The 23,966-nt window shown below is 66.2% G+C and carries 23 protein-coding genes; 11 read left to right on the forward strand and 12 right to left on the reverse strand.

The genetic code is table 11. The features are described from left to right. Positions 1-43: 43 nt before the first annotated feature. Complete coding sequence (locus AB0N05_RS16170; protein WP_364693712.1) at positions 44-1,216, forward strand: lipase family protein; 1,173 nt, start codon at positions 44-46, stop codon at positions 1,214-1,216. A 94-nt stretch (positions 1,217-1,310) separates the two neighbouring features. On the opposite strand, the gene AB0N05_RS16175 is transcribed toward AB0N05_RS16170, so the two are convergent. Continuing rightward, positions 1,311-2,807, reverse strand: coding sequence for an MFS transporter (locus tag AB0N05_RS16175; protein WP_364693715.1), 1,497 nt, complete (start codon positions 2,805-2,807; stop codon positions 1,311-1,313). Positions 2,808-2,922: 115 nt separating this feature from the next. On the opposite strand from AB0N05_RS16175, the gene AB0N05_RS16180 reads away from it, so the two are divergent. The 7 genes from AB0N05_RS16180 (at position 2,923) to AB0N05_RS16210 (ending at position 9,553) form a co-directional block, all read left to right on the forward strand. Then, positions 2,923-3,597, forward strand: coding sequence for a helix-turn-helix domain-containing protein (locus AB0N05_RS16180; RefSeq protein WP_364693718.1), 675 nt, complete (start codon positions 2,923-2,925; stop codon positions 3,595-3,597). Positions 3,598-3,630: 33 nt separating this feature from the next. After that, complete coding sequence (locus AB0N05_RS16185; protein ID WP_364693721.1) at positions 3,631-4,929, forward strand: D-arabinono-1,4-lactone oxidase; 1,299 nt, start codon at positions 3,631-3,633, stop codon at positions 4,927-4,929. 181 nt (positions 4,930-5,110) lie between these two features. Then, entirely contained in the window at positions 5,111-5,323 is a 213-nt protein-coding gene (locus AB0N05_RS16190; RefSeq protein ID WP_364693723.1) for a CsbD family protein, read from the forward strand. 10 nt (positions 5,324-5,333) lie between these two features. After that, the gene (locus tag AB0N05_RS16195; RefSeq protein WP_364693726.1) at positions 5,334-5,612 is read left to right on the forward strand and encodes a hypothetical protein; all 279 of its coding nucleotides are present in this window, start codon (positions 5,334-5,336) and stop codon (positions 5,610-5,612) included. A 95-nt stretch (positions 5,613-5,707) separates the two neighbouring features. After that, positions 5,708-7,297, forward strand: coding sequence for a BCCT family transporter (locus AB0N05_RS16200; protein WP_364693729.1), 1,590 nt, complete (start codon positions 5,708-5,710; stop codon positions 7,295-7,297). A gap of 101 nt (positions 7,298-7,398) precedes the next feature. Continuing rightward, positions 7,399-7,908 carry a large conductance mechanosensitive channel protein MscL gene (mscL, locus tag AB0N05_RS16205; RefSeq protein ID WP_364693732.1) on the forward strand — a complete coding sequence of 170 codons (510 nt, stop codon included), beginning with the start codon at positions 7,399-7,401 and terminating at the stop codon, positions 7,906-7,908. Positions 7,909-8,047: 139 nt separating this feature from the next. Further along, positions 8,048-9,553 carry an MFS transporter gene (locus tag AB0N05_RS16210; RefSeq protein WP_364693734.1) on the forward strand — a complete coding sequence of 502 codons (1,506 nt, stop codon included), beginning with the start codon at positions 8,048-8,050 and terminating at the stop codon, positions 9,551-9,553. A gap of 111 nt (positions 9,554-9,664) precedes the next feature. Here AB0N05_RS16210 and AB0N05_RS16215 read toward each other — a convergent pair whose 3' ends face one another. The 4 genes from AB0N05_RS16215 to AB0N05_RS16230 all read right to left on the reverse strand — a co-directional run bounded on the left by AB0N05_RS16215 (position 9,665) and on the right by AB0N05_RS16230 (position 13,669). Next, entirely contained in the window at positions 9,665-10,300 is a 636-nt protein-coding gene (locus AB0N05_RS16215; RefSeq protein ID WP_364693737.1) for a sigma-70 family RNA polymerase sigma factor, read from the reverse strand. A gap of 194 nt (positions 10,301-10,494) precedes the next feature. Further along, positions 10,495-11,235, reverse strand: coding sequence for a GAF and ANTAR domain-containing protein (locus AB0N05_RS16220; protein WP_364693740.1), 741 nt, complete (start codon positions 11,233-11,235; stop codon positions 10,495-10,497). A gap of 113 nt (positions 11,236-11,348) precedes the next feature. Then, complete coding sequence (locus AB0N05_RS16225; protein WP_364693743.1) at positions 11,349-12,035, reverse strand: GAF and ANTAR domain-containing protein; 687 nt, start codon at positions 12,033-12,035, stop codon at positions 11,349-11,351. Positions 12,036-12,340: 305 nt separating this feature from the next. After that, positions 12,341-13,669, reverse strand: a complete 1,329-nt coding sequence (locus AB0N05_RS16230) for an ABC transporter permease (RefSeq protein WP_364693746.1) — start codon at positions 13,667-13,669, stop codon at positions 12,341-12,343. 76 nt (positions 13,670-13,745) lie between these two features. Here AB0N05_RS16230 and AB0N05_RS16235 point away from each other — a divergent pair, with 76 nt between their 5' ends. Together AB0N05_RS16235 and AB0N05_RS16240 are read left to right on the forward strand one after the other, a co-directional pair. Then, on the forward strand, positions 13,746-14,339 hold the full coding sequence (locus tag AB0N05_RS16235) for a WHG domain-containing protein (protein WP_364693750.1): 594 nt from the start codon (positions 13,746-13,748) through the stop codon (positions 14,337-14,339). Positions 14,340-14,366: 27 nt separating this feature from the next. Beyond that, on the forward strand, positions 14,367-15,023 hold the full coding sequence (locus AB0N05_RS16240; RefSeq protein WP_364693753.1) for a TetR/AcrR family transcriptional regulator: 657 nt from the start codon (positions 14,367-14,369) through the stop codon (positions 15,021-15,023). Positions 15,024-15,032: 9 nt separating this feature from the next. Here the strand turns inward: AB0N05_RS16240 and AB0N05_RS16245 are convergent, their stop codons facing one another. Further along, on the reverse strand, positions 15,033-17,153 hold the full coding sequence (locus AB0N05_RS16245) for a prolyl oligopeptidase family serine peptidase (RefSeq protein WP_364693756.1): 2,121 nt from the start codon (positions 17,151-17,153) through the stop codon (positions 15,033-15,035). A gap of 118 nt (positions 17,154-17,271) precedes the next feature. Here AB0N05_RS16245 and AB0N05_RS16250 point away from each other — a divergent pair, with 118 nt between their 5' ends. Next, complete coding sequence (locus tag AB0N05_RS16250) at positions 17,272-19,893, forward strand: DUF4132 domain-containing protein (protein ID WP_364693759.1); 2,622 nt, start codon at positions 17,272-17,274, stop codon at positions 19,891-19,893. On the opposite strand, the gene AB0N05_RS16255 is transcribed toward AB0N05_RS16250, so the two are convergent. The 6 genes from AB0N05_RS16255 to AB0N05_RS16280 all read right to left on the reverse strand — a co-directional run bounded on the left by AB0N05_RS16255 (position 19,869) and on the right by AB0N05_RS16280 (position 23,793). Next, entirely contained in the window at positions 19,869-21,326 is a 1,458-nt protein-coding gene (locus tag AB0N05_RS16255) for an FAD-binding protein (protein WP_364693762.1), read from the reverse strand. The genes AB0N05_RS16250 and AB0N05_RS16255 overlap by 25 nt on opposite strands. After that, on the reverse strand, positions 21,323-21,814 hold the full coding sequence (locus AB0N05_RS16260) for a VOC family protein (RefSeq protein WP_364693765.1): 492 nt from the start codon (positions 21,812-21,814) through the stop codon (positions 21,323-21,325). Before AB0N05_RS16260 ends, AB0N05_RS16255 begins: the two co-directional genes overlap by 4 nt. 56 nt (positions 21,815-21,870) lie before the next feature. Further along, positions 21,871-22,524 carry a TMEM175 family protein gene (locus AB0N05_RS16265; RefSeq protein ID WP_364693768.1) on the reverse strand — a complete coding sequence of 218 codons (654 nt, stop codon included), beginning with the start codon at positions 22,522-22,524 and terminating at the stop codon, positions 21,871-21,873. A 102-nt stretch (positions 22,525-22,626) separates the two neighbouring features. Then, positions 22,627-23,037 (reverse strand): hypothetical protein, encoded by a 411-nt coding sequence (locus AB0N05_RS16270; RefSeq protein ID WP_364693771.1) that lies wholly within the window; start codon positions 23,035-23,037, stop codon positions 22,627-22,629. A gap of 55 nt (positions 23,038-23,092) precedes the next feature. Beyond that, the gene (locus tag AB0N05_RS16275; protein WP_364693774.1) at positions 23,093-23,431 is read right to left on the reverse strand and encodes a helix-turn-helix transcriptional regulator; all 339 of its coding nucleotides are present in this window, start codon (positions 23,429-23,431) and stop codon (positions 23,093-23,095) included. Then, the gene (locus AB0N05_RS16280; protein ID WP_364693777.1) at positions 23,428-23,793 is read right to left on the reverse strand and encodes a type II toxin-antitoxin system RelE/ParE family toxin; all 366 of its coding nucleotides are present in this window, start codon (positions 23,791-23,793) and stop codon (positions 23,428-23,430) included. The genes AB0N05_RS16275 and AB0N05_RS16280 overlap by 4 nt, the downstream gene beginning before the upstream one ends. Positions 23,794-23,966 lie beyond the last annotated feature (173 nt).

Raw genomic sequence — 23,966 nt, forward strand, 5'->3', positions numbered from 1 at the left:
CCTCGAGGAGCCCAAGTTGGCGGTCCGCCAATCGATCAGAAGGATGCTGGTCCGGAGCGCCGGGACAGCCGCAGTAATCGTCGCCGCGGTCGCCACCGCACCCGTCGCTCACGCGGGCGCGATCTACCCGGCCGCCGACCGGGACGGGTTCTACTATGCGGGAGGAAATCTCGGCGCTGCCGCCCCCGGCGACGTGCTGAACTCCCGTCTGATCCCCGCGCATCCGTTCGGCGGTGCGACGGTGTGGCAGTTGCTGTTCCGCTCCACCGATTCCCAGGGCGGGCCGATCGCGGCCGTCACCACGCTCATCTCCCCCGGGCCCGGCCCGAAGCCGCTGCTGTCGTATCAGCCGTTCGTGAATTCGCTGGGCATGCAATGCGCTCCGTCGCACAGCCTGTTCGACGGCAGCATGAAGGAAGCCCAGGCGCTGCCGCTGCTGCTGGCGCGCGGCTGGGCGATTTCCGTGCCCGACCATCTAGGACCGACCAGTGCGTACGGAGCGGCCCGACTAGGCGGCCAGATCACCCTTGACAGCATTCGCGCGGTGAAGCGTTTCGCGCCCGCCGGACTAGCCGACGGTCCAGTCGGTTTGGCCGGATACTCGGGCGGCGCGATGTCCACCGGATTCGCGGGCGCGCTGGCCCCGTCCTACGCGCCGGAACTCCCCATCGTCGGCGTGGCATTGGGCGGAACTCCGGTGAACCCCGGCAAGATCGCCATCCAGGCCGGTGACACCCCGCAGGCGCTGTTCGGACTCGGCTTCGCGGTCGGCGTCGGCCTGCAACGCGAATACCCCGCGCAGCTGCCCCTCGACGAGGCACTGACCCCGGCGGGCTTCGCCCTGCGCGATCGAATCGCCAATTCCTGTGTGGACGACATCATTTCGGCCGGAGCGAACCATCGCATCAGCGAGATGTTCCACACCAGCATCGAGAACGATCCGGTCCTGATCGCCACATTCCATGAGAATGCGCTGGAGATCGCCCCCGAACTCATCCACGCCCCGCTCTACATGTGGCACGGCGCCAATGATCAGGTCCCCCTCGATCTGACCCTCGCCACCGCCGGTCGCTACTGTGCCGCCGGAACCCCGGTCCAGTTCGACATCATCGGCGGAGCGGATCACGCCACCGCCATCTTCCCCGGCTCGATCAGTGCCTTCAGCTACCTCGGCGACCGCTTCGCGGGCCTGGCCCCGCCGTCGAACTGCCGCTGACGACTCGAACAGCTCGAAACGACTCGGCCCCACTCACATTCGTGAGCGGGGCCGAGTCGTTATCGGGGACGTCGTTGTCCCGGGAACCCGAATCTCAGTGTGCGAGAACGGGCTCGCCCTCCGAGGGCTCCGGAACCTTGTTCGGCATGATCAGGCCGGTGAGCACCGCGCCGACCAGGAAGATCCCGGCCGCCCACCCGAAGGCGGTGGTGTAGCTGTGCACGGCCGCCTCGGCCATGGTCAGCTTGGTCGGCGGAACATGGTCGGACACATAGTTACTGAACGAGGTGGCAGCGAGGGTGCTCAGCAGCGCGGTGCCGATGGAACCGCCGACCTGCTGGCTGGTGTTCACCATGGCCGAGGCCACGCCCGCGTCGGTGTGGTGCACGCCGGAGGTCGCGCCGATGAACGCGGTGGACATGGCGGTACCGAGGCCGACACCCATCAGGATGAGGCTGGGCAGGATGTGGGTGGCGTAGGCGGTGTCCACGCCGATCCGGGTCAGCAGCGCCATACCCAGTGTGGCGAGCAGGAATCCGACGACGAGGGTGACCTTCGGACCCACCTTGGGCACCAGCAGCGACGGCACCGTGGTGGACGATGCAACCATGCCGGCCACCATGGGCAGGAAGGCCACACCGGTGATGATCGGCGAGTATCCCAGCTGCTGCTGCATGTAGTAGGTCAGGAACAGGAACATGGCGAACATGCCGATGGCAGTGAGGAATACAGCGGTGTAGGACGCGCCGCGGGTGCGGTCGAGCACCACGCGCAGCGGCAGCAGCGGATTGCGCACCCGCGCCTCCAGCGCCACGAACAGCGCCAGCAGCACCGCGCCGCCGATCAGGAAGCCCAGGGTGGCCGGCTTGGTCCAGCCGTCGGATTCGGCCTTGGAGAAGCCGTAGACGATGGAGAACAGGGCCGCGGTCACCGTGATGGTGCCGGGGAAGTCCAGTTTGGGTCGCTCGGTGGCGGTGTGCTTGGCCAGCAACAGGATCGCGCCGACCAGTGCGACGGCCGCGAAGACCAGGTTCACGTACATGACCCAGCGCCAGGACGCCCACTCGGTGAGCGCGCCGCCGAGCAACAGGCCGAGTGCGCCACCGGCACCGGCGATCGCGCCGAAGATGCCAAAGGCCTTGGCCCGCTCGGAGGGTTCGGTGAAGGTGACGGTCAGCAGCGACAGCGCGGCGGGCGCGAGCAGCGCGCCGAACACGCCCTGCGCGACACGCGCACCAACGAGCACCTCGAAGTTGGCCGCGGCACCGCCGACGGCAGAAGCAAGGGCGAATCCGACCAGGCCCGCAATGAAGGTGGTGCGGCGGCCGAACAGATCGGAGAGGCGTCCGCCGAGCAGCAGCAGGCTGCCGAAGGCGAGGGCGTAACCGGTGACGACCCACTGCCGGTCCGAATTGGAGAAGCCGAGATCCAGCTGAGCCTCAGGTAGAGCGATGTTCACGACGGTCGCATCGAGCACAACCATCAACTGGGCGACGCCGAGTACGGCGAGTACCCACCAGCGCATGGCATGCGAGCCGCGGCGGCCGTTGTCGACCGGGGCGGCCACGTCTTTCTCTAGTGCTGTGGTCATGGTGTTTTCCTCGTCCCCTAGGATTAGCGGAGAAGCGGCCTCCGCATCGACTTAAGCTATCATCTAAACGGAGAGAAGTCCTCCGGATAATCCCGATTGCTGTTAGGATCAGCGTGTGAATCACGTCACCACCGCGCCCCCACCTCGGCGTCTGCGCGCGGACGCCGCCCGCAATCAACAGCGCATCATCGCGGCCGCCCGCGAGCTGTTCGCCGACCGTGGCCTGGAGGTCACGCTCGACGATGTGGCCGAGCGGGCCGGAGTCGGCGTCGGCACCGTTTACCGCCGGTTCGCCAATAAGCAGGAGCTCATCCTCGAGGTCTTCGACCAGATGGTCACCGAACTGGCCCAGGCGGTCGACACCGCGCTGCACCACTCGGACCCCTGGCAGGGCCTGGTGGATCTGTTCGAGTACTCCTGCAAGCACATGGCGGGTAACCGCGGCTTCGGCGAGGTCGTGCTCGAAATGCACGACAGCATGGAGCGTTTCGTCTGTATGCGGGATCGGATCCGGCCCGGCATGCAGGCCGTCATCAATCGCGCCAAGGACGTCGGGGCCTTGCACACGGATATCGAGGCGGGTGACTTCTTCGCCATGGTGAACATGGTGGACGCGGTCGCCGGTTTCGCCCGGCCGGTGAATCCCGATGTCTGGCGGCGCTATATGACCGTCATTCTCAATGGCGTGCGCGGCGACGGCGTGGCTCGCATGCCGCTCACGCAACCCGCCTTGACCGAAGACGAGGTGGATCGCGCCAAGGAGGCCATGTACGCGTGCCGGAAACGGTAGCGCGTCTCACACTCCCGGTTTAATGTTGGTCGCATGACCAACTCTTGGGCGAATTGGGCCGGAGATCAGAGCTGTACTCCGGCGTCCATCGTCGAACCGGGCACGCCCGAGGAAGTCGCCGCCGTGCTCGCACAGGCCGAGGTGGCCGGGAACACCGTGCGCGTCGCCGGATCGGGGCACTCCTTCACCGAGACCGTGCTGACCGACGGCACCCTGATGCGGTTGAACAAGCTCGACCGCATCCTCTCGGTGGACCGCGAGAGCGGGCTGGCCCGCGTCGAAGCGGGCATCACGCTGAATGCCGCCAGCAATGCGCTGCACCCGATGGGCCTGGCCTTCCCCAATCTCGGCGATATCGACGTGCAATCGGTCGCGGGCGCGACCGCCACCGGAACCCACGGCACCGGCGCGAAGCTGCAGAACCTCTCCGCCGCACTGCAATCGGTGGAACTCATGCTGGCCGACGGCAGCCGGGTCGAGCTCAATGAGCAGACCGATCCGGACGGCTGGCGCGCCGCGCGCGTGAATATCGGCGCGCTGGGCGTGGTCACGGCGGTCACACTGCAAATGGTGCCGTCGTTCGTGCTCGAGGGAATCGAACGGCCACTGCCCGTGGAAGAGGTCCTGGCCGACCTCGACGCCCACGTGGATGGCAACGAGCACTTCGAGTTCTACATGTTCGCGCACAGCCCGCTGGCCATGACCAAGCGCAATAACACCGTGGACCTGCCGGAGCAGCCGCGCGGCAAGGCCGTGGACTGGTTCTCCGACATCCTCATGACCAACTACACCTTCGACGCGCTGTGCCGTCTCACCCGGCGTTACCCGAGCGCCATCCCGACCGTGCAGCGCGCCGCCGCCTACGCGGGCAGCTACCGCCGCCAGGTGGAGCGCAGTTACCGAGTGTTCGCCAGCCCCCGCCTGTTCCGCTTCACCGAGATGGAATACGCCATCCCGCGCGAGCATTCGATCGATGCGATCCGCGAGATCAAGGACATTGCCAGGCATTTCGACACCGCCATGCCGATCGAGGTGCGCTGGGTCGCCCCCGATGACGCCTTCCTCTCCCCCGCCGGTGGCCGCGACACCTGCTACATCGCCGTGCACCAGTACCAGGGCATGAATTACGAGCCCTATTTCCGCGCCTGCGAGCGGGTTTTCGACCGCTACAACGGCCGCCCGCACTGGGGCAAGCGGCACTTCCAGACCGCCGAGACCCTGGCCGAGCGCTACCCGGACTGGGATAAGTTCGCCGAGGTCCGCAAGCGTTTCGACCCGAAGGGCCGCTTCACCAACGCGTACATCGAGCGCGTGTTGGGCCCGATCGGCTGAGCCGTCCGTAGAACACCGCCGATGGGCCGAGGGATTCTCCCTCGGCCCATTCGTTATTGGGCACGGTTGGCCGATCCGACTATGATCGGTTGCTGAAAGATCGCTGCTTTAGCAGTTCTGCTCGTCGGACTGTCCTGGATGCGCGCCCGACCGGGGCGTGACCATACGCAAGGAGGTTTCGATGTCTTCTTTCGGTGACAACATCAATGACGCTGCCAATGAGGCGAAGGACGCGGCAGGGGACGCGCGCGACGCCGCCTCGGACGCGGCAGGCAAGGCCCAGGGCGCGGCGGAGCAAATGGAAGACAAGCTCAAGCATGCGGCGGAGGACGTCAAGGAGAAGGTCGGCGGGTTCGTCGACAAAATGAAGGAACGGCTCGGCGGCTCGAAGTAGGAGCACCCAGATGCCGACGAACGATACATTCGGCGATCAGGCCGAAGCGGCGGCGGGACAGCTGGCCGAGAAGGCCAGCGCCGCCTCCGCCGAACTCGCCGACAAGGCCGCCAATGCGGCGGCCGAACTCGCCGATATGGCAAAGGCATTCGCCGACAAGATCAATACCGAGGATCTGCAAGGCACCCTCGAGGCGGTGCGCGCGAATCTCGAACACGCCGCCCAGGACGTCATGGCGGCGGTCAACGAGATCGTCACCGCCATGAAGGACAAGGTCGGCGGAAAGTAGTTCAGGCAACCCCGATCCCGGGCTCGACGGCCCGGGATCGGGGTTGTTCCGCATCTCCAACCGGCTCGATCAACCCACCACGGAGGACATTCCACGTGAGCGCACCGCCGAATAGTTCCTCCGAACGATCCGGTCGGTCATCCGACGCCGCCGAACCGGCCCCGGCCCATCATTCGGCGTCGCTCGCGCCCAGGGTGTTCTGGCCCGCGGCCATTGTGGTGACGGCATTCACCGTGTACGCCATCGTCTTTCGCGATACCGCAGCCGATCAGGCGAAAGCCTTGCAGGACAATGTGATCAGCGGGCTGGGGTGGTACTACATCGTCCTGGTGACGCTGTTCGTGGTGTTCGCGATCTGGCTGGGCGTGGGCCGCTTCGGCGATATCACCCTCGGCGATGATGGCGAGCGCGCCGAATACACCATGGGCGCTTGGCTTTCCATGCTCTTCGCGGCGGGCATGGGTATCGGCCTGGTGTTCTGGGGCGTGGCCGAACCGCTGTTCCACTTCGACGATCCGCGCCCGGGCGTCGGCGAGACGACCGCACAGCGCGCGGATGCCGCCATGGTGCAGACCTTCCTGCACTGGGGAATTCACCCCTGGGCCATCTATGTGGTGGTGGGCCTGGCCATCGCTTACTCGATTCACCGCAAGGGACGACCGGTGTCGATTCGCTGGTCGCTGGAATCGCTGGTGGGCGACCGGATTCGGGGCTGGCGCGGGGATGTCATCGATGTGGTCGCCGTGATCGGCACCGTATTCGGTGTGGCGACCTCGCTCGGGCTGGGCATTCTCCAGATCTCGGCCGGGCTGAATTACCAAGGCTGGCTGCATGAACCGGGTAAGGGCTTGCAGGTGGTGCTGATCGTGGTGGTGACGGCACTGGCCACGGTGTCGGTGGTGACCGGCGTGGACAAGGGCATCAAGCTGCTGTCGCAGGCGAATATGGGCGTGGCGGGCATGCTGCTGTTGTTCGTGCTGGTGGCCGGTCCGACCCTGTTCATCGTCAATGACCTGGTGCAGAACCTCGGCGCGTACCTCCAGAGCCTGCCCAAGATCAGCCTTTACACCGGGGCCACCGAGGGTCCGACCGGCACGGCGTGGACGCAGCAGTGGACCGTGTTCTATTGGGGCTGGTGGATTTCCTGGGCCCCGTTCGTGGGTGTGTTCATCGCGCGCATCTCGCGCGGGCGGACCGTGCGGGAGTTCGTGGCCGGGGTGCTACTGGTGCCGACATTGCTGACCTTCGTCTGGTTCGCGGTGTTCGGCGGCGCGGGCCTGCATCGCGAAATGTTCGGCGGCGGTGGGCTGATCGGGCCGGACGGGCCCGACCGCGACAGCGCGCTGTTCGCCCTGCTGCACACCCTGCCGGGCGGATCCCTCACGGCCGGTCTCGCGATTCTGGTGATCGTGCTGTTCTTCATCACCTCCGCGGATTCGGGCGCGCTGGTGGTGAGCATGCTGACCTCGGGAGGCAATCCGTCGCCGCCGACCTGGAGCCGTGCGTTCTGGACCTGCGCGCAGGGTGCGGTGGCGGTCGCGCTGCTGGTGGCCAGCGGCAGCGGCACCGCGGCGCTGACCACCGTGCAGACGGTGGCGATCCTGGTCGCACTGCCGTTCAGCGTGGTCATGCTGGCCATGTGCGCGGCCTTGGTTCGCACCTTCCGGGCCGAACGCGGAAGCTGAAGTGGCGGATTCATGTGATCACCGTCAACCTCTAGAGTTGAACGCGGATAATCACACGGTGCTCGTCGAATGAACAGTCTCGGATTGGATTACGCAGCGTCATGCTCAAGGGTTTCAAAGGCTTCCTGATGAGGGGCAATGTCATCGACCTCGCGGTGGCGGTGGTCATGGGTACCGCCTTCACCGCGATCGTCACCTCGGTGACGAAGGGGCTGATCGAGCCGCTGCTCGCCACCATCGGGGGCAATAGCGAATTCGGCTTCGGCGTGCAGTTGATGGCCGACAAGCCGTCCACGTTCATTGCGCTCGGGCCGATCATTACCGCGATCATCAACTTCGCGACCGTGGCGGCGGTCCTGTACTTCGTGCTCATCCACCCGATGAGCATCCTCAAGTCGCGGATGATCAAGCCGGAGAAGGTGAAGGCCGATCCCACCGAGCTCGAGCTGCTCGCCGAGATCCGCGATCTGCTGGCCAAGCAGAACAGCAATGCGTCCGAAGCGGCCTTCGGGGCGCACGGCGCGACCGGCCTGCATCGCGGCTACACCCCCGAGCCCCCGGCCAACCCGCAGGGTCAGTACCCCGAACCCTCGCGGAATCTTCGGGGGTAGCCCGGACCGCTCGTATGACAGCGCCCGCCGCGATCCTCGCGGCGGGCCGCTCTCATTCGAACGCTGTCATTTGCCTGCCTTGTAGTCTTAGCCACGCTGTTGCCGTGAGCTGAGATCACCGAATCGAGGAGGCGGGAACGTGGGCTCCACCCCGAGTACCAGCCGGTGGGCCATGCTCGCCGTGTTGTGTGCGAGCTTGTTGCTGGTCGCCATGGACGCCACCATTCTGAATGTCGCGCTGCCCTCGCTGATCGACCACATGGAACCCAGTCCCATGGAACAGCTGTGGATCGTGGACCTGTACGGGCTGGTACTGGGCGGTCTGCTCATCACCTGCGGGGCGATCGGTGACCGGTTCGGGCGCAAGCGATTGTTCATTGCCGGATTCGTACTGTTCGGGCTGGCCTCGGTGGTCGCGGCCACCGCGCACGCGCCCGCGCAGCTGATCGCGGGGCGGGCGCTGCTCGGGGTGGGCGGCGCGATGGTGATGCCGTCCACGCTCTCGCTGATTCGCAATATCTTCACCGACGACCGGGAACGCACACTCGCCATCGGCATCTGGGCCTCGGTGGCGGGTGCGGGCGCGGCGATCGGCCCGCTGGTCGGCGGTCATCTGGTGGAGGCGTTCGGGTGGTCGGCGGCATTCTGGCTGAATGTTCCCGTGGTCATCGTGACTGTGGCGGCCGGACTGTGGCTGCTGCCGGAGTACCGTGCCCCGCAGCACGGCAGCTTGGATTGGTTCAGCGCGGTGCTGTCGGTGCTCGGCATCATCGCACTGGCCTGGGGCATCAAGCATGTGGCCAAGGGCAATCCGGCCCCGGTCGATCTGCTGATCTTCGCGGCCTCGGTGCTGCTGCTCGGGTTGTTCGCCTACCGGCAGCTGCGTTCGCCGGATCCGCTGCTGGATGTGCGGCTGTTCCGCAATCGCGCCTTCACCGCGGCCGCGCTGGGGACACTCATGGCCATGCTCGCCATCGGCGCGGCGCTGTTCCTGATCTCCTTGTGGCTGCAATACATTCACGGTTACACGCCGTCGGAGGCGGGCCTGCGCACGCTGCCCGCAGCCATCGCCACCCTGCTGGGATCGCTGTCCACGCCGTGGCTGCTGCAACGAGTGAGCGTGCGAGCGCTCATGACATTCGGATTGGGCGCGCTGGCAATCGGTTTCACCGTGCTGGCCGCAGTTCCGGAAACCACCTACCCCCTGGTCGCCATGATCCTGGTCGCGCTCGGCATCGGTGACGGTATCGCGATCACCACGGCCGCGGCCGTATTGGTGTCGGCGGTGCCGCCGGAGCGGGCCGGGCAGGCGGGTGCGGTGGAGGAGACCAACTATGAGCTCGGCATCGGTCTCGGCGTGGCGCTGCTGGGCAGTATTCACGGCCGGTTGTTCGTCAACCATATGATCGGCCTCCCATTGCAGGGTGATCAACTCGAGACGGCCCGTGGGTCGGTCGGCGGAGCGGCATACATCGCGGATCAGATCGGCGGCACGACCGGCGCGCGGGTGCTCGAAATAGCCCAGCAGGCTTACGATTCCGCGCTGACCACCACCTCGTGGATCTCCGCGGCAATGGTGGGCGCGGTCACGGTGCTCACCTTCGTGCTGGTACCCAAGGGCTTCAAGGCCACCGCAGCGCATTGAGGACGCGGCATCGGCTCCGGCGCGCGGCGATCCGCCGGGCCCAGACCGCCAACAGCAGCCGCGGCACCGGAGTCAGGACGGCGCGCGTTTTCCCGGTGGAACCGTCTTCCATTACGCCAGAACGACTTTCAACTGCCTCAGACCGGAGCGAATGCGGGCCTTCACGGCCGGGAGGCCGATGCCCAGGCGGGCGGCGACCTGCGGATAGCTGAGGCCGCCGTAGAAGGCGAGCACCACGGATTCGCGCTGACACGGGGTGAGGGCGGCCAAACCCGTTCGGACGGCGCGTTCTTCGTGGCGGCGCATGATCTCCTCGGTGACGACATCGATCTCCGGACGGTAATCGACTATGCCCCAGCGGTTCTCGTGTCCGGCGGCGGTGGACTCGCGGCGCACCCGGTCCACGGCCTGATGGTGCGCCAGGGTGGTGAGCCAGGTCAGGGCATTGCCGCGCCGCGGGTCGAAGGCGGCGGCGCTGCGCCATACCTGCAGGTAAACCTCATGGCAGGTCTCCTCGGCATAGCCGGGATCGCGGACTATGGGCAGGATGCGGGTATAGATCAGACCGCGGGTCATGCGGTACAGCTCGGCAAAGGCGGCACGATCGCCGGTGGCGACAGCGGTGAGAAGCAGGTCGTACTGGCTGGCGCGGCGAGCATATTGGCCGGTACGGCCTGGGGGACGGGCTGGACGGTCGGATAGCGCCGGCGACGGCGCGGAATCATGCTGTGCTCGTGACACGTTCACGCTTGCCCCCAGGGTGACGGGTATGAATGCAGACCGGTCGACTGAACCGTCGGGTACTGGGACGGCCACCAGCCGTGAACGGCTGATGAAGTCTTCACTGTTGTTTCCGCTGCGGCATTTTCGAAACCGGCCGGGGACAGGGGCTTTCGGTTCCGCCAACTGTCCAGGCTACTCTCCCGCTTCGGCGTGTCGGATTAGATCCGCAGTCCCAGTTCGACAATGCCGTGCGCCACCGCGTGCACGGTCACCCGATTGCGGCGGGCATGGGCGCGAATCAGTTCGAAGGCGGCGTCGGGCGTGGTGTGCTTGGCATGCGCGATGACGCCCTTGGCCTGCTCCACCACGACCCGGCTGACCAGTGCGTGCTGGAGCTGTTCGGTCACGCGGCGGTGCCGCTGCACCAGATTCGTGGTGACAATGTGACCGGTCGCCATGCCCGCGAGCAGGGTCGCGACCGAGAGGTCCTGGGCCGACCAGCGGCGCTCTCGTAGCGAATACAGGCTCAGCACACCGACTTCGGTGTCATCGAGCCGCATGGGGATCGCCGCGACCGATGAAATACGGTGCTGCACAGCAATACTCGCGTACTCAGGCCAGATATCGTGGTAGCGGCCGATATCGGTGACGGTGACCGGTGCGCCCCGGGTCTGCGCGACCACTCCGGGGCCCCGGGCGCAGTCGCGTTGGCAGACTTCGAGATCGAGGAGTTCCTCGGGCAGGCCGCCGAAGTGGTCCGACCGGTCGGACCGGTGCTGATCGCCGTGCGGCTTATCCGGTGATAGCTCCGGGGATAACGCCACAGTGACCCCGCCCGGCGCCAGCACCTCGACCGCGCTGCGCATCAACTCGTCCACGATATGCGGCAACTCGTGTGCCGCCGGTAACAGCCGCGCGAACCTCGCCAGCACCGCCACCAGCAACTCACTCTCGGACACCGCCATCACCCCGCAAGGACGAGCGCCGGAAGCGTCCGCCACGAAAGTACTGTGCCGCATTTGCCGTCAGTTCATCGTATGGTCCGACGACTGCTTCGCGGAACAGTTGCGGGTTATTCGGCCTCGATCGCTATACACCTGTCCACCACCAGCTGCGACACCTCCACCAGCGAAAGCCCGTGGGTGAAGGCATATCCGCGCAGGCGGGCATAGGCATCGCCGATCTCGATGCCGAGCTGGGCGCTGGTGATCCCCGCCGCCTGATGAATCCGCTGACTCGACGCGGGCTGCGCCCACTGCCCCGTCCCGTCCGCAGCGGTCAGCACCAGACTGGCCGTCACCAGATCGGCGATATGCAGGGCGGCCGCCAGCATTCGCGGCCCGGGGCGTCCGACCGCATCGCGGTACAGATCCACCGCGCCGAGCCGAATCGTGCCCAGCCGCAGCGGGACCGCCAGCAGCGACCCGGACACCCGAGCACCGGCAAGGGCCTCGACGAATCCCGGCCAGTGCTCGCAATCGGAGGCGAGATCGGTGACGACCACCGGTGCCCCATCCGCCACCGCCGATACCGCCGGGCCCTCCCCCGCCGTGGCCTGCGCCGCCTCCACCCGATCGGCGAATTCGTCACTGGCGCACCAGGGTTGCATACCGGCGTCGCGCTCCTCCAGCACGATGGCGGCGCGCCGCACGGGTAACACGCGCACGCAGGCCGCGCACACCGCCGTCATCCCGCCACCGGAATCCCGTACGGCACGCAGGAACTGGCCGGTCAACTGGTCGAACTGTGAGGTACTCATGAACGAACCGCCCCAAGATCATCGCTTGTGCGATGAGTTATTCGACGCCCAGGGCCAATCCTGCCGTCACAGCTCTACAACAACCAGGGCCGAAGGGCTCTTACCGCCTCCCCGAATATTCAACGCCCGGCTGGAGTCCCGTTGACCGTCGTGCACGCATGGTGCGGGTGGGTGCCGCCGCGCACCCAGATCGGGCCGCTCACGCCCTTCTCCGGGTCTTCCACCAGGCCAATGGATTTGGGGAGGTCCGGTTCGAACGGGGTGCGGGAGGCCCGATTCCAGGCGATGAGGCGATCTGCGTGGACTTACTCCACCAGCGCGCCCGGAGTGGTCTTGTGCGACACGCCTAGGCGGTGCAGCCCCCGCAGGTCGTACGCATGGGTGGCGACCGCGCCCAGCACCAGTCCGAGGGCCAGCCCGAACACCGTCATCCAGATGCCGGTGCCGAGCCCCGACTGGAGATGCGCGTCGAAGAACAGGATGGAGCGCACCGCCAGGTAGATCTGGTGCATCGGCTCGAAGTGCGCCAGGTAGGCGATATAGCGCGGGGTCGCCTCGATCGGAATGGTGCCGGAGGAGGACGGCAGGCCCAGGATCACGAACACGATCATGTTGACCAGCAGCCCGGCGGTGCCGAACGCCGCCAGGATCGACAGGCCCGTCACCGATACCGCGCTGATGGCCAGCGTGCCGTACAGGAACAGCGCCAGCGGGTGGTCGATCGGCATATCCATCAATGTGGCGATGCCGAGGAAGATGCCCGAGATGATGGGCGCGGCGATCACGGCCATGGCCCACTTCACGATCAGCGTGCGCCAGCGGCTGATGGCCACCGGTTGCAGATGCCGGTACCAGGGCCCGTATTCGGCCGGGACATAGCCGAGCACATTGTCGACCATGGCGTGAATGATCAGGGCGCAGCTGAATCCGGAGAACAGCAGGATGAGCGTGTAGAAGAAGGCCGACAGGCCCTGGCCCGTGCCCTCCGGCAGCGGACGGTACGGGCTGACCACGACATCGATGGGCTTGGCAAGCTGCAAGCGCGCCGCACCGCTGAGTTCGGTGGGAGCCGCGCCGGGCGCGGGCTGGAGTTTCGCCTTGACCTGCTCGGTGAGCTGGGTGCCGACGGTGGCATTGACCTGCTTCATGGCGCGATCGGTGACGCGCTGCACGATCTGTGAGGCGTAGGTACCGGCCCTCGGGTTGGTGTGCACCGAGATGACCGGCCGCTCCACATCGCCGGGCACCACCGAGGCGGCCGCGAGAATCGACAGCCGCTTGCTGAAGTCACTGGGAATGACGATCGCGCCGTAGATCTGCCCGTCCTGCAATTGCCGCCGGGCCTCGTTCCATCCGATCAGCCGCAGGTCGATCTTGTCGGCCGGGATCTTCGAGGTCAGCGCGTCGGAGATCTGATCGCCGATATTGACCGTGCGCCCGTCGAGCACATCGCCGTCATCCGAATTGACCAGTGCGACCGGGAAGTCGTGCAGGTTCTTGTCCGGATCGGAGGTGTAGCCGAGGTACATGGTGCCCATCAGCGCCGCGAGCAGGGAGACCACGAAGACGGGGACGATCCAGCCGCGCAGGGGTACGCCGGGTCGATCGCCTTTCACGACACTGTCTTTCGCCATGACGGCAAATGTAGGCAGCGACTACAAAGTAGTCAATGCCAACATCCCCGAGTGTGTCCTATATCCTGCTCTCACCATGCCCATCGTCAGCTCGCGCTCCTATCACCACGGCGACCTGCGTGCCGAACTACTGCGCCACGCCGAGGCTCTGCTACGCCGCGCCGGGGTGGACGGGTTGTCGCTGCGGCAGCTCGCGCGCGACACCGGGGTCAGTCACGCCGCGCCGAGCCGGCACTTCCGCGATAAACAGGCGTTGCTGGACGCGCTGGCCGTGGCCGGATTCGAGCGGCTCGGGGAGACCTTCGAGGAGGCCGCGGCGACAGGCACTCTCCTGGATCGGCTGCGTGCCATGGCCCGCGCCTACCTGCGTTTCGCCATCGACAATCCGGCCCTGCTGGCGCTCATGTTCGCGCGCAAGCATCGGCAGACGCCCGCCATCGAGGAGGCGGTGACGCACGCCTTCGCCACGCCGTTCAGCATGATCGCCGATGGTCAGGCGCGCGGCGAGGTGGTACCCGGCGACCCCCGGCGCATCTGCCTGTCGGCGGTGGCCGCACTCCAGGGCCTGGCCGCTTTCGTCGGTTCCGGGTTCATTCCGGCCGAGGAGGCGGACAGCCTCTTCGAGGAGACCGTGACGCATTTGCTGGACGGGTTGCGTCCCCGTCGCTGAATCCGTAACGCCTGCCGATACCTTGGTATGCGTGAAGTTCGAGGGCAGACGGTGACCACCATCGCGGGCAGACAGTACGGCGGCCGCGCCGTCACCGAGCGCAAAGCCGAACGCCGACAGCGGTTCCTCGACGCGGCCATCCGCATCTTCGGCGAGCGCGGCTACGCCAACTGCTCACTCGCCGACGTGTGCGCCGCCGCGAGCCTGTCCAAGCGCCAGTTCTACGAGGAGTTCGAGACCCGCGAGGACATCCTGGTCGCGGCCTACGACCAGATCCAGGACGAGGCCACCGCGGCCCTTGCCACGGCCCTGAGCGATGTCGGCCCGAATCCGAACGCGAAAGACACCGTCACCCGGGTGCTGTCCTCCTTCCTCGTCTCGATCGGTTCCGACCCGTATCGCGCCAAGCTGGCCTTCGTCGAAGTGGTCGGCGTGAGCGAGCGCATGGAGCAGCACCGCCGGGCCCGCCGCCACCGGTGGACCGACGTCCTACTGATGTCGGTGGAACCGCTCGCCGGTGCGGGAGCGCACGCCCGCGTCAATCCGGAGCTGGCCATCAGCGCGCTGATCGGCGCGGTCAATGGCCTCGCTCACGAATGGCTCCTCTCCGACCCGCGACCGCCGGTCTCGGACCTGGTGGAACTGCTCGTGCCCATGGCGCTTTCCCTCATCGCCCGCGACTGACCGACGCGGCTACATCAGGTTCCGCATGAAGTAGGTGTACTCGAGGGCGTTGGTGCGGGCCTTCTCGTCGATATTCGCGCCCGCGCCGTGGCCGCCCTGGGTGGCCTCGTAGAACAGGTACGGGTCGCCGAGCTCGGCTAGTCGGGCGGCGAACTTGCGGGCATGTTGTGGCCCGACACGGTCGTCCTTGGTGGTGGTCCAGATGAACGGTTCCGGATACTTCACGCCCGACTTCAATTGGGTGTAGGGCGAGATGGATTCGAGGAACTTCCGTTCGTCCGGGTTGGCAACGGAACCGTATTCGCCCACCCAGGACGCGCCCGCCGCGATCTGCTCGAAGCGGACCATGTCCAGCAGCGGAATCCCGATATCGACGGCATTCCAGAGTTCCGGATGCTGGGTGAACTCGACGCCCATGAGCAGGCCGCCATTGGACTGCCCCTGAATCCCCAGATGCCTCGGCGTGGTGATGCTGCGGGCAATGAGATCGTCGGCCACTGCGGCCAGATCGCTGAATGCCGTCTGCCGCTTGGTCTTCAGGGCGGCATCGTGCCAGGCCGGGCCGTATTCGCCGCCGCCGCGAATATTGGCGATGACATACGCGCCGCCGTGCTCGAGCCACGCCTTGCCCAGCAGGCCGTTGTAGCCGGGGGTCGAGGAGATACCGAAACCGCCGTACGCGTACATGATGGTCGGGTTGGAGCCGTCGTACTTCATATCGGCGGCATGCACGATGAAGTAGGGGATCTGGGTGCCGTCCGGGGCGGGGGCCTTGATCTGCTCGACCACGAAACGGGACGAATCGAACCGCGCGGGTGCGGATTTCACCGGATTCGCCGCGCCGGTCGCGGTGTTCACGCGCCAGATGGTGGCCGGGTCCAGTAGCGAGGTCACCGACAGATACGCGATATCGCCCCGAGTGTCCGAATCCACGGCGGTGACGGTCGCATTGTCCGGCAAGGGGATCGGCGCTCCGGTCCAGGTGCCGTCGGGCTGCGGGGTGTAGACGGTGGCGCGGCCCTTCACGTCGTAAAGCGAGGTCAGCACCAGGTGATCACGGGTGGTCAGCACGCTCTGCACCGTCTCCTGCGGGCCGGGCGCGTAGACGAGGGTGGCCCGCAATTGCTCCGGGTCCTTGGCCATTTCACTCGCATCCAGCGAAATCAGCGATCCGGATCCGAAGGTGGCACCACCGGTGGTCCAGTCCTGGCGCAGCGATACCAGCACCCGATTGCCGACCATGCCTTCCACGTCGGCCTTCGGCGGCAAGGCCAGCCGGACGGGCTGCCCATCGCCGCCGAGCAGGCTGTATTGCACCTCGTAGAAGGTCGGGCGGCGCACCACCAGACCGACTCGTTTGCCGCTGCCGCTGTCCAACACCACCGGCGCGGTGCCCAATCCGTCGGACTGCTCACCGCGCACGAGCTCCACGGCCTGATCCAGCGACTGCCCCCGCTGCCAGCGCTTGACGACATACGGATAGCTCGAGACGGTCTTCTCCCCCGGCTGCCATTCCCGCGACACCAGCAGCGTGTCGGCGTCCAGCCATGAGGTGTACTGCTTGCCGCGCTCGAGCACGAACCCGTCCGGCACGAATTGCCCTATGGACCGGTCGAATTCGCGCACGGTGACCGCGTCCTCACCGCCCTCGGACAGCTGCACCAGACAGTGGATGCGAGTCACCGGATCGCAGTCCATCCCCTCCCACACCCAGTTCCGGCCCTCCGCCTTGGCCAGCGCGTCGAGGTCCAGCACGGTCTTCCACTGTGGTTGTGCCGATTCGTAATCCGCGACCGTGGTTTCCCGCCAGATGCCGCGCTGATGTTCGGAGTCCTGCCAGAAATTACCGATCACGTCATTCACGAAGCGTGGGTTCGGCAGCCGATCGGGCGCATTGCCGATCGCCGTGGCCTGCGCCAGATTGTCGGCATAGCGCGAGTCCTTCTCCAGGATCCCGAGCGTCTTGGCATTCTCCGCCGCCACCCAGGACTGCACGCGCGGACTGTCCAACTCCTCCAGCCACTGATTCGAATCCCGGGCGGCGTCCGATCCCCCGCACGCCGCCAGCAGTACCGCCGCCATGGCCGCAATACCGGTCCGCCAACCCATTCCATACCGAGACAGACGCATGAATATCCCCCAATTGACGATGATCATGTGACTAGCCACGCCCATCCCCAGGCGTCATCGAGCACACTACCGGCAGCCACCGACGAAACTGTCGGTGCGCAACGGCAAAATCGTGCACATGACGGATGAGGACACGTGGTCGGTGCCCGCGGACTGGCGGGCGAAGGCGGAGCCGTTCCGCGGCCTGAACACCGTGCCGCCGCGGCGGATCGATCCGGATGGCCCGTCAGCATTGATGAAGATCCTCCGCCAGTACCGGGGCAGTATTCGCGCCGCCCTCGATACCGCCCGGGAGAACGGCCTGGGCGAGATCGCCGATGCCGGATACGCGTACTTCACCTCGGACAGCAGCGCTGAACCTGCTGGCGCGGCAGTAGTTTGGGCCATTGTCGAGCACGATATGTGGACCTGCTGCCGAGCGGTGGCGGGCACGCATGCCGAACATGTGGAGCGGGAGATCATCGACCCGTTTCTGGACAGCTGGCTGCTGGAGCACGGGTTGATGTTCGCCGCCGAAGCCGTGGTCCGCAGACGCGAACTCCGGTTGGCTCGACTGCAGTCAGCGGATCGCACGATATACACCGCGCTGAGCACGGTGGGCCCCGGCGATGCGGGCAACCGGTATCCCTTCGACCGCATGGCGCAACGGGTGCGAGCACACCTCGCCGCGGCACCGGACGACGAGTATCACGCTGTGGTGCAACGTTTTTCACAATTGCGCGCCGAGCCCGGCACGGTGTGGGCACGACTGGCCACCTCATATCTGGTTCCCGAACAGCAGGATTGGCTCGAGGCGGATCTCGCACTGGACGGGTTGGATCGCGACGCCAGCCCCTTGCAGATGCTGATCACCGCCGTGACGACGCCCGAGCAGCTCACCCGATTCTTGATGATCGCGCCGCCGCCCAGGCACTACGACCGCCGCGAGCAGCACTACAGCATGCTGACCCAGCTCGGCCCGGCAGCCGTGCCGCTGATCGTGCAGGACTTCAGCCAGACGGACCCGGTCGGCCGAGGCATCCAGTGGCTCGCAGGCATTCTCGGCCGGATACCGCAGGACGTGGCATACCTGGCGCTGCTCGACAGGATCGACAATAAGTACGTCGCGGCCGAGGTCGCCAAGGCGTCGGACAGGTATCCGCGGCGCGCCCTGCGATTGCTGTCCCGGCGGGCCGTGGAGTCGAGCTCGCCGGTGGTGATCCGAATTCTCCGGGTGCATGCGCACGCTCATCCGGAACTCATTGCCGAACACGCGGATCCGGCGGCCGTGCCATTGCTCGAGGCATCGACGCGGCTGCCCGATGCGAGTGCGGATCAGCTGCCGGAGGTCCTGACGGCCGAGCGCAAGGGCCGCTCCCCCAAACCCCCCACCTGGCTGGTGCCCGCGCTGCTACCGCAGATCCAATTGCGGGAGTCGCGCACCGCACTACCGGAAGCCGCTGCCGCACAGTTCATTACGATGCTGATGGCGGGCGGCACCGAGGGCGATCATCCCGGGTTGGCGACGGTGGCCGACACTGTCGACCCCGATTCCCTGGCCGAGTTCACGTGGGCGATCTTCGACGCCTGGCAGCTGGCCGCCTACCCGAGCAAGAGCGGCTGGGTGCTGCACGCGCTCGGACGGCTCGGCAATGACGACACCGTGCGGCGGCTCGTCCCGTTCATCACGCTATGGCCGAGCAAATCCGCGCATGCCCGAGCGCTCGAGGGAGTGAATACCCTGGCGGCCATCGGTGGTGAGGTGGCACTCATGCACCTGCACGCCATCGCCAAGCGGGCCCGCTCCGACAGTCTGCGCGCACGGGCCGCAGAGCACGTCGAAGTCATTGCCCGTGCACGGGGTTTGAGCGATGACGAGCTGGCCGACCGGGTCGTCCCGCATCTGGGCCTGTCCGGCGACAGCACGCTGACGCTGAATTACGGTGCGCGCCACTTCCATATCGGCGTCGATCAGGAAATGCGGCCCAGTGTGACGGCGGACGGTTCGCGGCTGCGCACCCTGCCGAAACCGAGTGCCGCCGATGATCCCGCACTCGCACCCGTCGCCTATCAGTCCTTCCGAGATTTCACGAAGGAACTGAAAACGGTGACCTCCGACCAGATCCGGCGGTTCGAGGCGGCCATGGTGGATGGCCGCCGCTGGCGGGCGGGCGCACAGCGCGAGCTGATAATCGAGCATCCCGTGCTGGGGCAGTTGGCGCGCCGCCTGGTGTGGGCCATTTTCGATACCGAGGGAACCGTGACCGGTTCGTTCCGGGTGGAAACCGATCGCACGCTCGCCGATCTCGGCGACGAGCGCTTCGAGCTTCCCGATGATGCGCTGGTCGGCGTGGCGCATCCCCTGCACCTCGGCGATTCGCTCGGGCAGTGGCGCGAATTGTTCGCGGATTACGAGCTGCTGCAACCGTTCGATCAGCTCGATCGCAGCCTGCACAGCTTCACGCCCGAGGAGTCGGCCTCGAATCGGTTGTCCCGCTTTGTGGATCGGCCGTTGGCCACCGGCAAGCTGTATGGACTACGACAGCGTGGGTGGGAACTGGACTACGACCGCATCTATCGCCGGTTCGGTATGTCACACCGGGTCTCGGTGCTCCTGGACCCGGGCATTCATGGCGGCTACCGCTATGAGGCCGAGCAGCAGCGCATTGTCGCGGTGGAGCTCAGTGGCGGCGAATTCGGTGCGCTGGATGCCATCGCCGCCTCCGAACTCCTGCGTCAGCTGGAGCGGCTGGCGGCGTGACGCCCGGCGCGGCGGCCGAAGAACGAGCCCGCGCCGAGCTGGGTGCCGCTGGCATAGCCCTTGCTGTCCTGGGCGAGGGTGGAGGAGGTCGCACCGGCCGCATACAGGCCGGGAACGGGTGAGCCATTGTCCCGCAGCACTTCTCCGTTCACCGAGGTGCGCAGGCCGCCGAGGGTGAATCCGGCGTACAGCGCCTTGCCCAGGGTCAGGTCGAACGCTCCCCAGGGTCCGGTGTCCTGCGGCTGGAGCCATTCGGGGCCCTTGTGGAAGTCGGGGTCCTCGCCCTCGCGGGCGTGCTCGTTGTAGCTGTCCAGGGTGGATTGCAGTGCTTCAGTGGGGATTCCGAGTGCCTCGGCCATTTCCTCGACGGTCTCCCAGCCGTCGATGAAGGGGGCGAGCGGGAATTCGGGCCGCTCCATATGGGCGGAGTCGACAATGAGATACGCGGCGGCGCCGGGCTGTTCGAGCACGAAGGCCGAGGTGCGCGAGTGGTAGGAGTCCTCGGCGACGAAGCGTTTGCCCTCGCGGTTCACAATTATTCCGGTGAGCAGCCGCGATGGCGGATACACCGGCGCGGTCACGAAGGCCTGATCCATATTCCGCACCGCGCCGCCCGCCGAGATGCCCAGCCGGATGCCGAGGCCGTCGTCATAGGTGGTGCCGAGCACGAACGGCTTCTCGGTCAGCCATGGCACGTGTTCGCCGACCATATCGGCGTTCATGACGAAGCCACCGGCGGCGAGCACCACCGATTTCGCCCGCACCGCACCGGTTTCGCCGGGTCGCCGCCATTGCACGCCGACCACCGTGCCGTCGGCGTCCACAATGAGGTGGGTCGCGCCGGTTTCGTACCAGACCTCGACGCCGAGCGCCGCGGCCCGCTTCACCAGCAGTTCGATCACCATGCCGGCGCCCTGAGTCTCACCGGGTACCGGCACCTTGTGCCCGCGCGGTGCGGGTACGGCCTGGTCGCGGTAGGGCCAGACCTTCTCATTGCCGGTGTACATGAGCCCTTGGGTGCCGGGCTGGATCACCGCTTTGGCGGGGTAGTAGCTGCGCTCGAATTCGAAGCCCAGGGCCTCCAGCCAGTCGAAATGCTCGACGCTGCCGTCGCAGTAGGCGCGAATCTTCTCGGGTTCCGGGTCGCGGGAGACCGACAGCAGATACTTGTACATCTCCTCGGCCGAGTCCGCCTGCCCGGTCGCCTGCTGAACCGCAGTACCGCCGCCGAGATAGAAGTGGCCACCGGCCAGGGCGGTGGTGCCGCCCGCGACTCCGGCACGTTCGAGGATCAGCACGCGTGCGCCCTGCGCGGCGGCTTCCACGGCCGCGCATCCGCCCGCGATGCCGAATCCGACGACGACCACATCGAATTCGCCGTTCCACTCGCCGATCGAGTCCGCTGCGACGATTTCCGGAATCTGTGCGCTCACGCCGCGTCCTTCTTGATCTTCTCGTAGAGCTTGCGCAGGTTCGGTCCGACCTCGGCGAGTTCGATGTACGGCACGCCCGCCGCGGCCCCGTCGAGGTAGGCGAATCGCATTTCGCCGCCCAGGCTGCCCTGCTGCACCACGCCAACGCCCTGTGCCGCAGCGTCTTTCAGCGCGGTGTCGAAATCTTCGGGCTCGAAGCAGATGTGGTGCAGGCCTGGTCCGCCGCGCTCCAGGAATTCGGCGTAGATGGAGGCTCCGCGCACGGGCTGGATGAGTTCGAGCTGGGTATCGCCCTGGTAGGTCATCGAGACGTGGGCGGTGAAGTCCGCGGGTTCGCCTCGGTAGGTCCAGTTTTCGGGGCCGAAGGCGACATCCGGTATGCGGGTCCACTTGCCTCCCCCGAGCATCGCGCCCAGGTATTTCTCGCTCGCCGCTATGTCCGTCACCACCCAGGCAATCTGGGTGACCGGTCCTCTGACCACACTCATCGCAACTCCACTCGCCGACTGAATGCAGTTAATCACATCCGCTTAAACCTCGGCTACTACTCGACCCCGGATTGATCGGCCGACGTCCGCCCCCGGTTGGTGATCCCGTAGAACACCGACACCAACAGGAACAGCACCAACGCCACCTCCGGCGCCACCAACCCGATCCCGATGCACACCGCGTAAACCAAGATCCCGGGCCAGGCCCGCCAACTCTCCCTGCGCGCGAACTCGGCGTCATACGGCGGCCGAAACATCTCCGGCCGCTTGATCAACCGAAACCACATAGGAGCCCAGGGGACGGTCATCATCACCCCGACGATTCCGTACAGGGTGACCGCGGTGACGGCATCACGATGCGTCCCATGCGTGATGTAATCCGCAACCACCGCGGTCGGGAACGGAATGATCGAAACCCCCAGCAACAACATCAGATTCCACCACCGCAGCGCATGATCGATACTGCGCAACCGCCCGAAGAAACTATGGTGGTTCATCCAGATCACGCCGATGGTCATGAACGAGGCCAAGTACGCCACATACGCAGGCCAAATATGCCCCAACGCCTCGAGCAGATGCCCCGGCTCATGCGGCGGAACGCGAATCTCCAGAATCAGCAAGGTAATAGCAATGGCCATCACCCCATCACTGAACGCCTCCACCCGAGCCGTCCCGGAGAGCGTCCCATTGGGCACCGGCTCGTCACTCATCGTCGAAGCCTAGCCCCACCGCGAAACCGCTTCCCCTCGAAAGAGATACCTTCTCTCACGGCGAAATCCCGGCCCTGCGAGCCGGGATTTCATGACGGTCCGTCAGGCGGCGCGCTCGACCTCCGTATCGGTGGTGGCCATCTCGTACACGGCGTCGGCGAGCACGTCCGGCGTGACCCGGCGAACCTCGGGGAGATCGAATCCGTCGAAGTGACCGGCGTCGAAAAGCTGTTCGGCGGCACTGCCTTTGATGAGACTGCCGATTTGCAGACTGCCGACACGGACACCACGCGCACGTACCTCGGCATCCGCGGCAACCAGGTAGTTGACCAGTCCCGCTTGCGGCACACCGACGCTGGCCAACCGGGCATTCGGCTGCCGCGCCGAGGATCCCTGCGCGAAAACAATTGCGCCTGAGCCTCGTTCGGCCATTGCCTGTAGCAAGGTGTGCAGCAGCTGAGCCGGAGTGAGCAGCCGCAGCGCGGCGGCGCGACTGACCGGGAATGGACCCATCCGTGTAGCGCGCCCGGATGCGGGCACAATGCGGGCACAATACGGCCGCCCGCCCTCAGGCGGCGTCGGTGTGACTTGTGAAGTGGACTCGGGTGGCGTCGGCGTCCAGGGCGATATTCAGGGTGGCGTCGAGGGCGTCCGCCAACTTGGCGAGCAGTGGGAGGGTGGGCATGGTGTCGGAGCCTTCGATACGCGAGATTTTGGCCTGAGTCAGGCCCGCGCGTTCTGCGAGTTCGTTCTGGGTGAGGCCGAGTTCGGTGCGGCGGTCGTAGACGGCCTTGGCCAGTGCCATGGAGAGCCGGATTTCGCGGCGGGCTTCGGCGATGTCGTCGGATTCGGCGTGACCCTCGGCAAGTTTGCGTTCTCGGAGGGTCTTCCAGCGTGCGTGGCTCATCGGTCCAGTTCTCCTTTCTCTATATTGCGGACGAATTCTTGATGGGCGGGCTCGTGCCCCGCTGCGCAAGCACGTCTGACTTGGGCGTCTTCGCGACGCCGCGTCTTACGAAACACAGTCAGCAGAATGACACGCCGGCCCGGCGCGAGCCAGTAGGTGATGCGGATGGCCGCGCCATCAACTGTTGGACGCAGCTCACGGACCCCGTCACCAAGGTATCGGGCGAAGGGTTCACCGAGCGACTCTGCCTGCTCTGCGAGTAGACCGACGTATTCGTCGATCTTGAGGAAATGCCTGGCAGGCAGCGCCTCCAGCCAGTCTCGGACTTCGGGCTCGATCTCTACGGAGAACAGTTCACCCACAACAACCACGATATATGTCGTTGAGGACATATCGCAAGCCTGTGGCCACTGATAGCGACTTGCTCCGGCGGTCGTCCGCGCCACCGATGCATTCACGCGACCGCGCCGGACGCCTGGCGGCGGCATGTCGCCATACTGCTCGACGGCCTGCGCACCAGCGCGGCCCATCCGCT

Source organism: Nocardia sp. NPDC051030 (assembly GCF_040683015.1).
In the GTDB taxonomy this organism is placed as follows: Bacteria; Actinomycetota; Actinomycetes; order Mycobacteriales; family Mycobacteriaceae; genus Nocardia.

Excerpts from the sequence above, each read along its gene's own strand:
- AB0N05_RS16170 (WP_364693712.1), top strand. The coding sequence starts at position 44 with ATGCTGGTCCGGAGCGCCGGGACAGCCGCAGTAATCGTCGCCGCGGTC.
- AB0N05_RS16175 (WP_364693715.1), bottom strand. The coding sequence starts at position 2,807 with ATGACCACAGCACTAGAGAAAGACGTGGCCGCCCCGGTCGACAACGGC.
- AB0N05_RS16185 (WP_364693721.1), top strand. The coding sequence starts at position 3,631 with ATGACCAACTCTTGGGCGAATTGGGCCGGAGATCAGAGCTGTACTCCG.
- AB0N05_RS16190 (WP_364693723.1), top strand. The coding sequence starts at position 5,111 with ATGTCTTCTTTCGGTGACAACATCAATGACGCTGCCAATGAGGCGAAG.
- AB0N05_RS16195 (WP_364693726.1), top strand. The coding sequence starts at position 5,334 with ATGCCGACGAACGATACATTCGGCGATCAGGCCGAAGCGGCGGCGGGA.
- mscL (WP_364693732.1), top strand. The coding sequence starts at position 7,399 with ATGCTCAAGGGTTTCAAAGGCTTCCTGATGAGGGGCAATGTCATCGAC.
- AB0N05_RS16225 (WP_364693743.1), bottom strand. The coding sequence starts at position 12,035 with ATGAGTACCTCACAGTTCGACCAGTTGACCGGCCAGTTCCTGCGTGCC.
- AB0N05_RS16230 (WP_364693746.1), bottom strand. The coding sequence starts at position 13,669 with ATGGCGAAAGACAGTGTCGTGAAAGGCGATCGACCCGGCGTACCCCTG.
- AB0N05_RS16235 (WP_364693750.1), top strand. The coding sequence starts at position 13,746 with ATGCCCATCGTCAGCTCGCGCTCCTATCACCACGGCGACCTGCGTGCC.
- AB0N05_RS16240 (WP_364693753.1), top strand. The coding sequence starts at position 14,367 with ATGCGTGAAGTTCGAGGGCAGACGGTGACCACCATCGCGGGCAGACAG.
- AB0N05_RS16245 (WP_364693756.1), bottom strand. The coding sequence starts at position 17,153 with ATGCGTCTGTCTCGGTATGGAATGGGTTGGCGGACCGGTATTGCGGCC.
- AB0N05_RS16250 (WP_364693759.1), top strand. The coding sequence starts at position 17,272 with ATGACGGATGAGGACACGTGGTCGGTGCCCGCGGACTGGCGGGCGAAG.
- AB0N05_RS16260 (WP_364693765.1), bottom strand. The coding sequence starts at position 21,814 with ATGAGTGTGGTCAGAGGACCGGTCACCCAGATTGCCTGGGTGGTGACG.
- AB0N05_RS16265 (WP_364693768.1), bottom strand. The coding sequence starts at position 22,524 with ATGAGTGACGAGCCGGTGCCCAATGGGACGCTCTCCGGGACGGCTCGG.
- AB0N05_RS16270 (WP_364693771.1), bottom strand. The coding sequence starts at position 23,037 with ATGGGTCCATTCCCGGTCAGTCGCGCCGCCGCGCTGCGGCTGCTCACT.
- AB0N05_RS16275 (WP_364693774.1), bottom strand. The coding sequence starts at position 23,431 with ATGAGCCACGCACGCTGGAAGACCCTCCGAGAACGCAAACTTGCCGAG.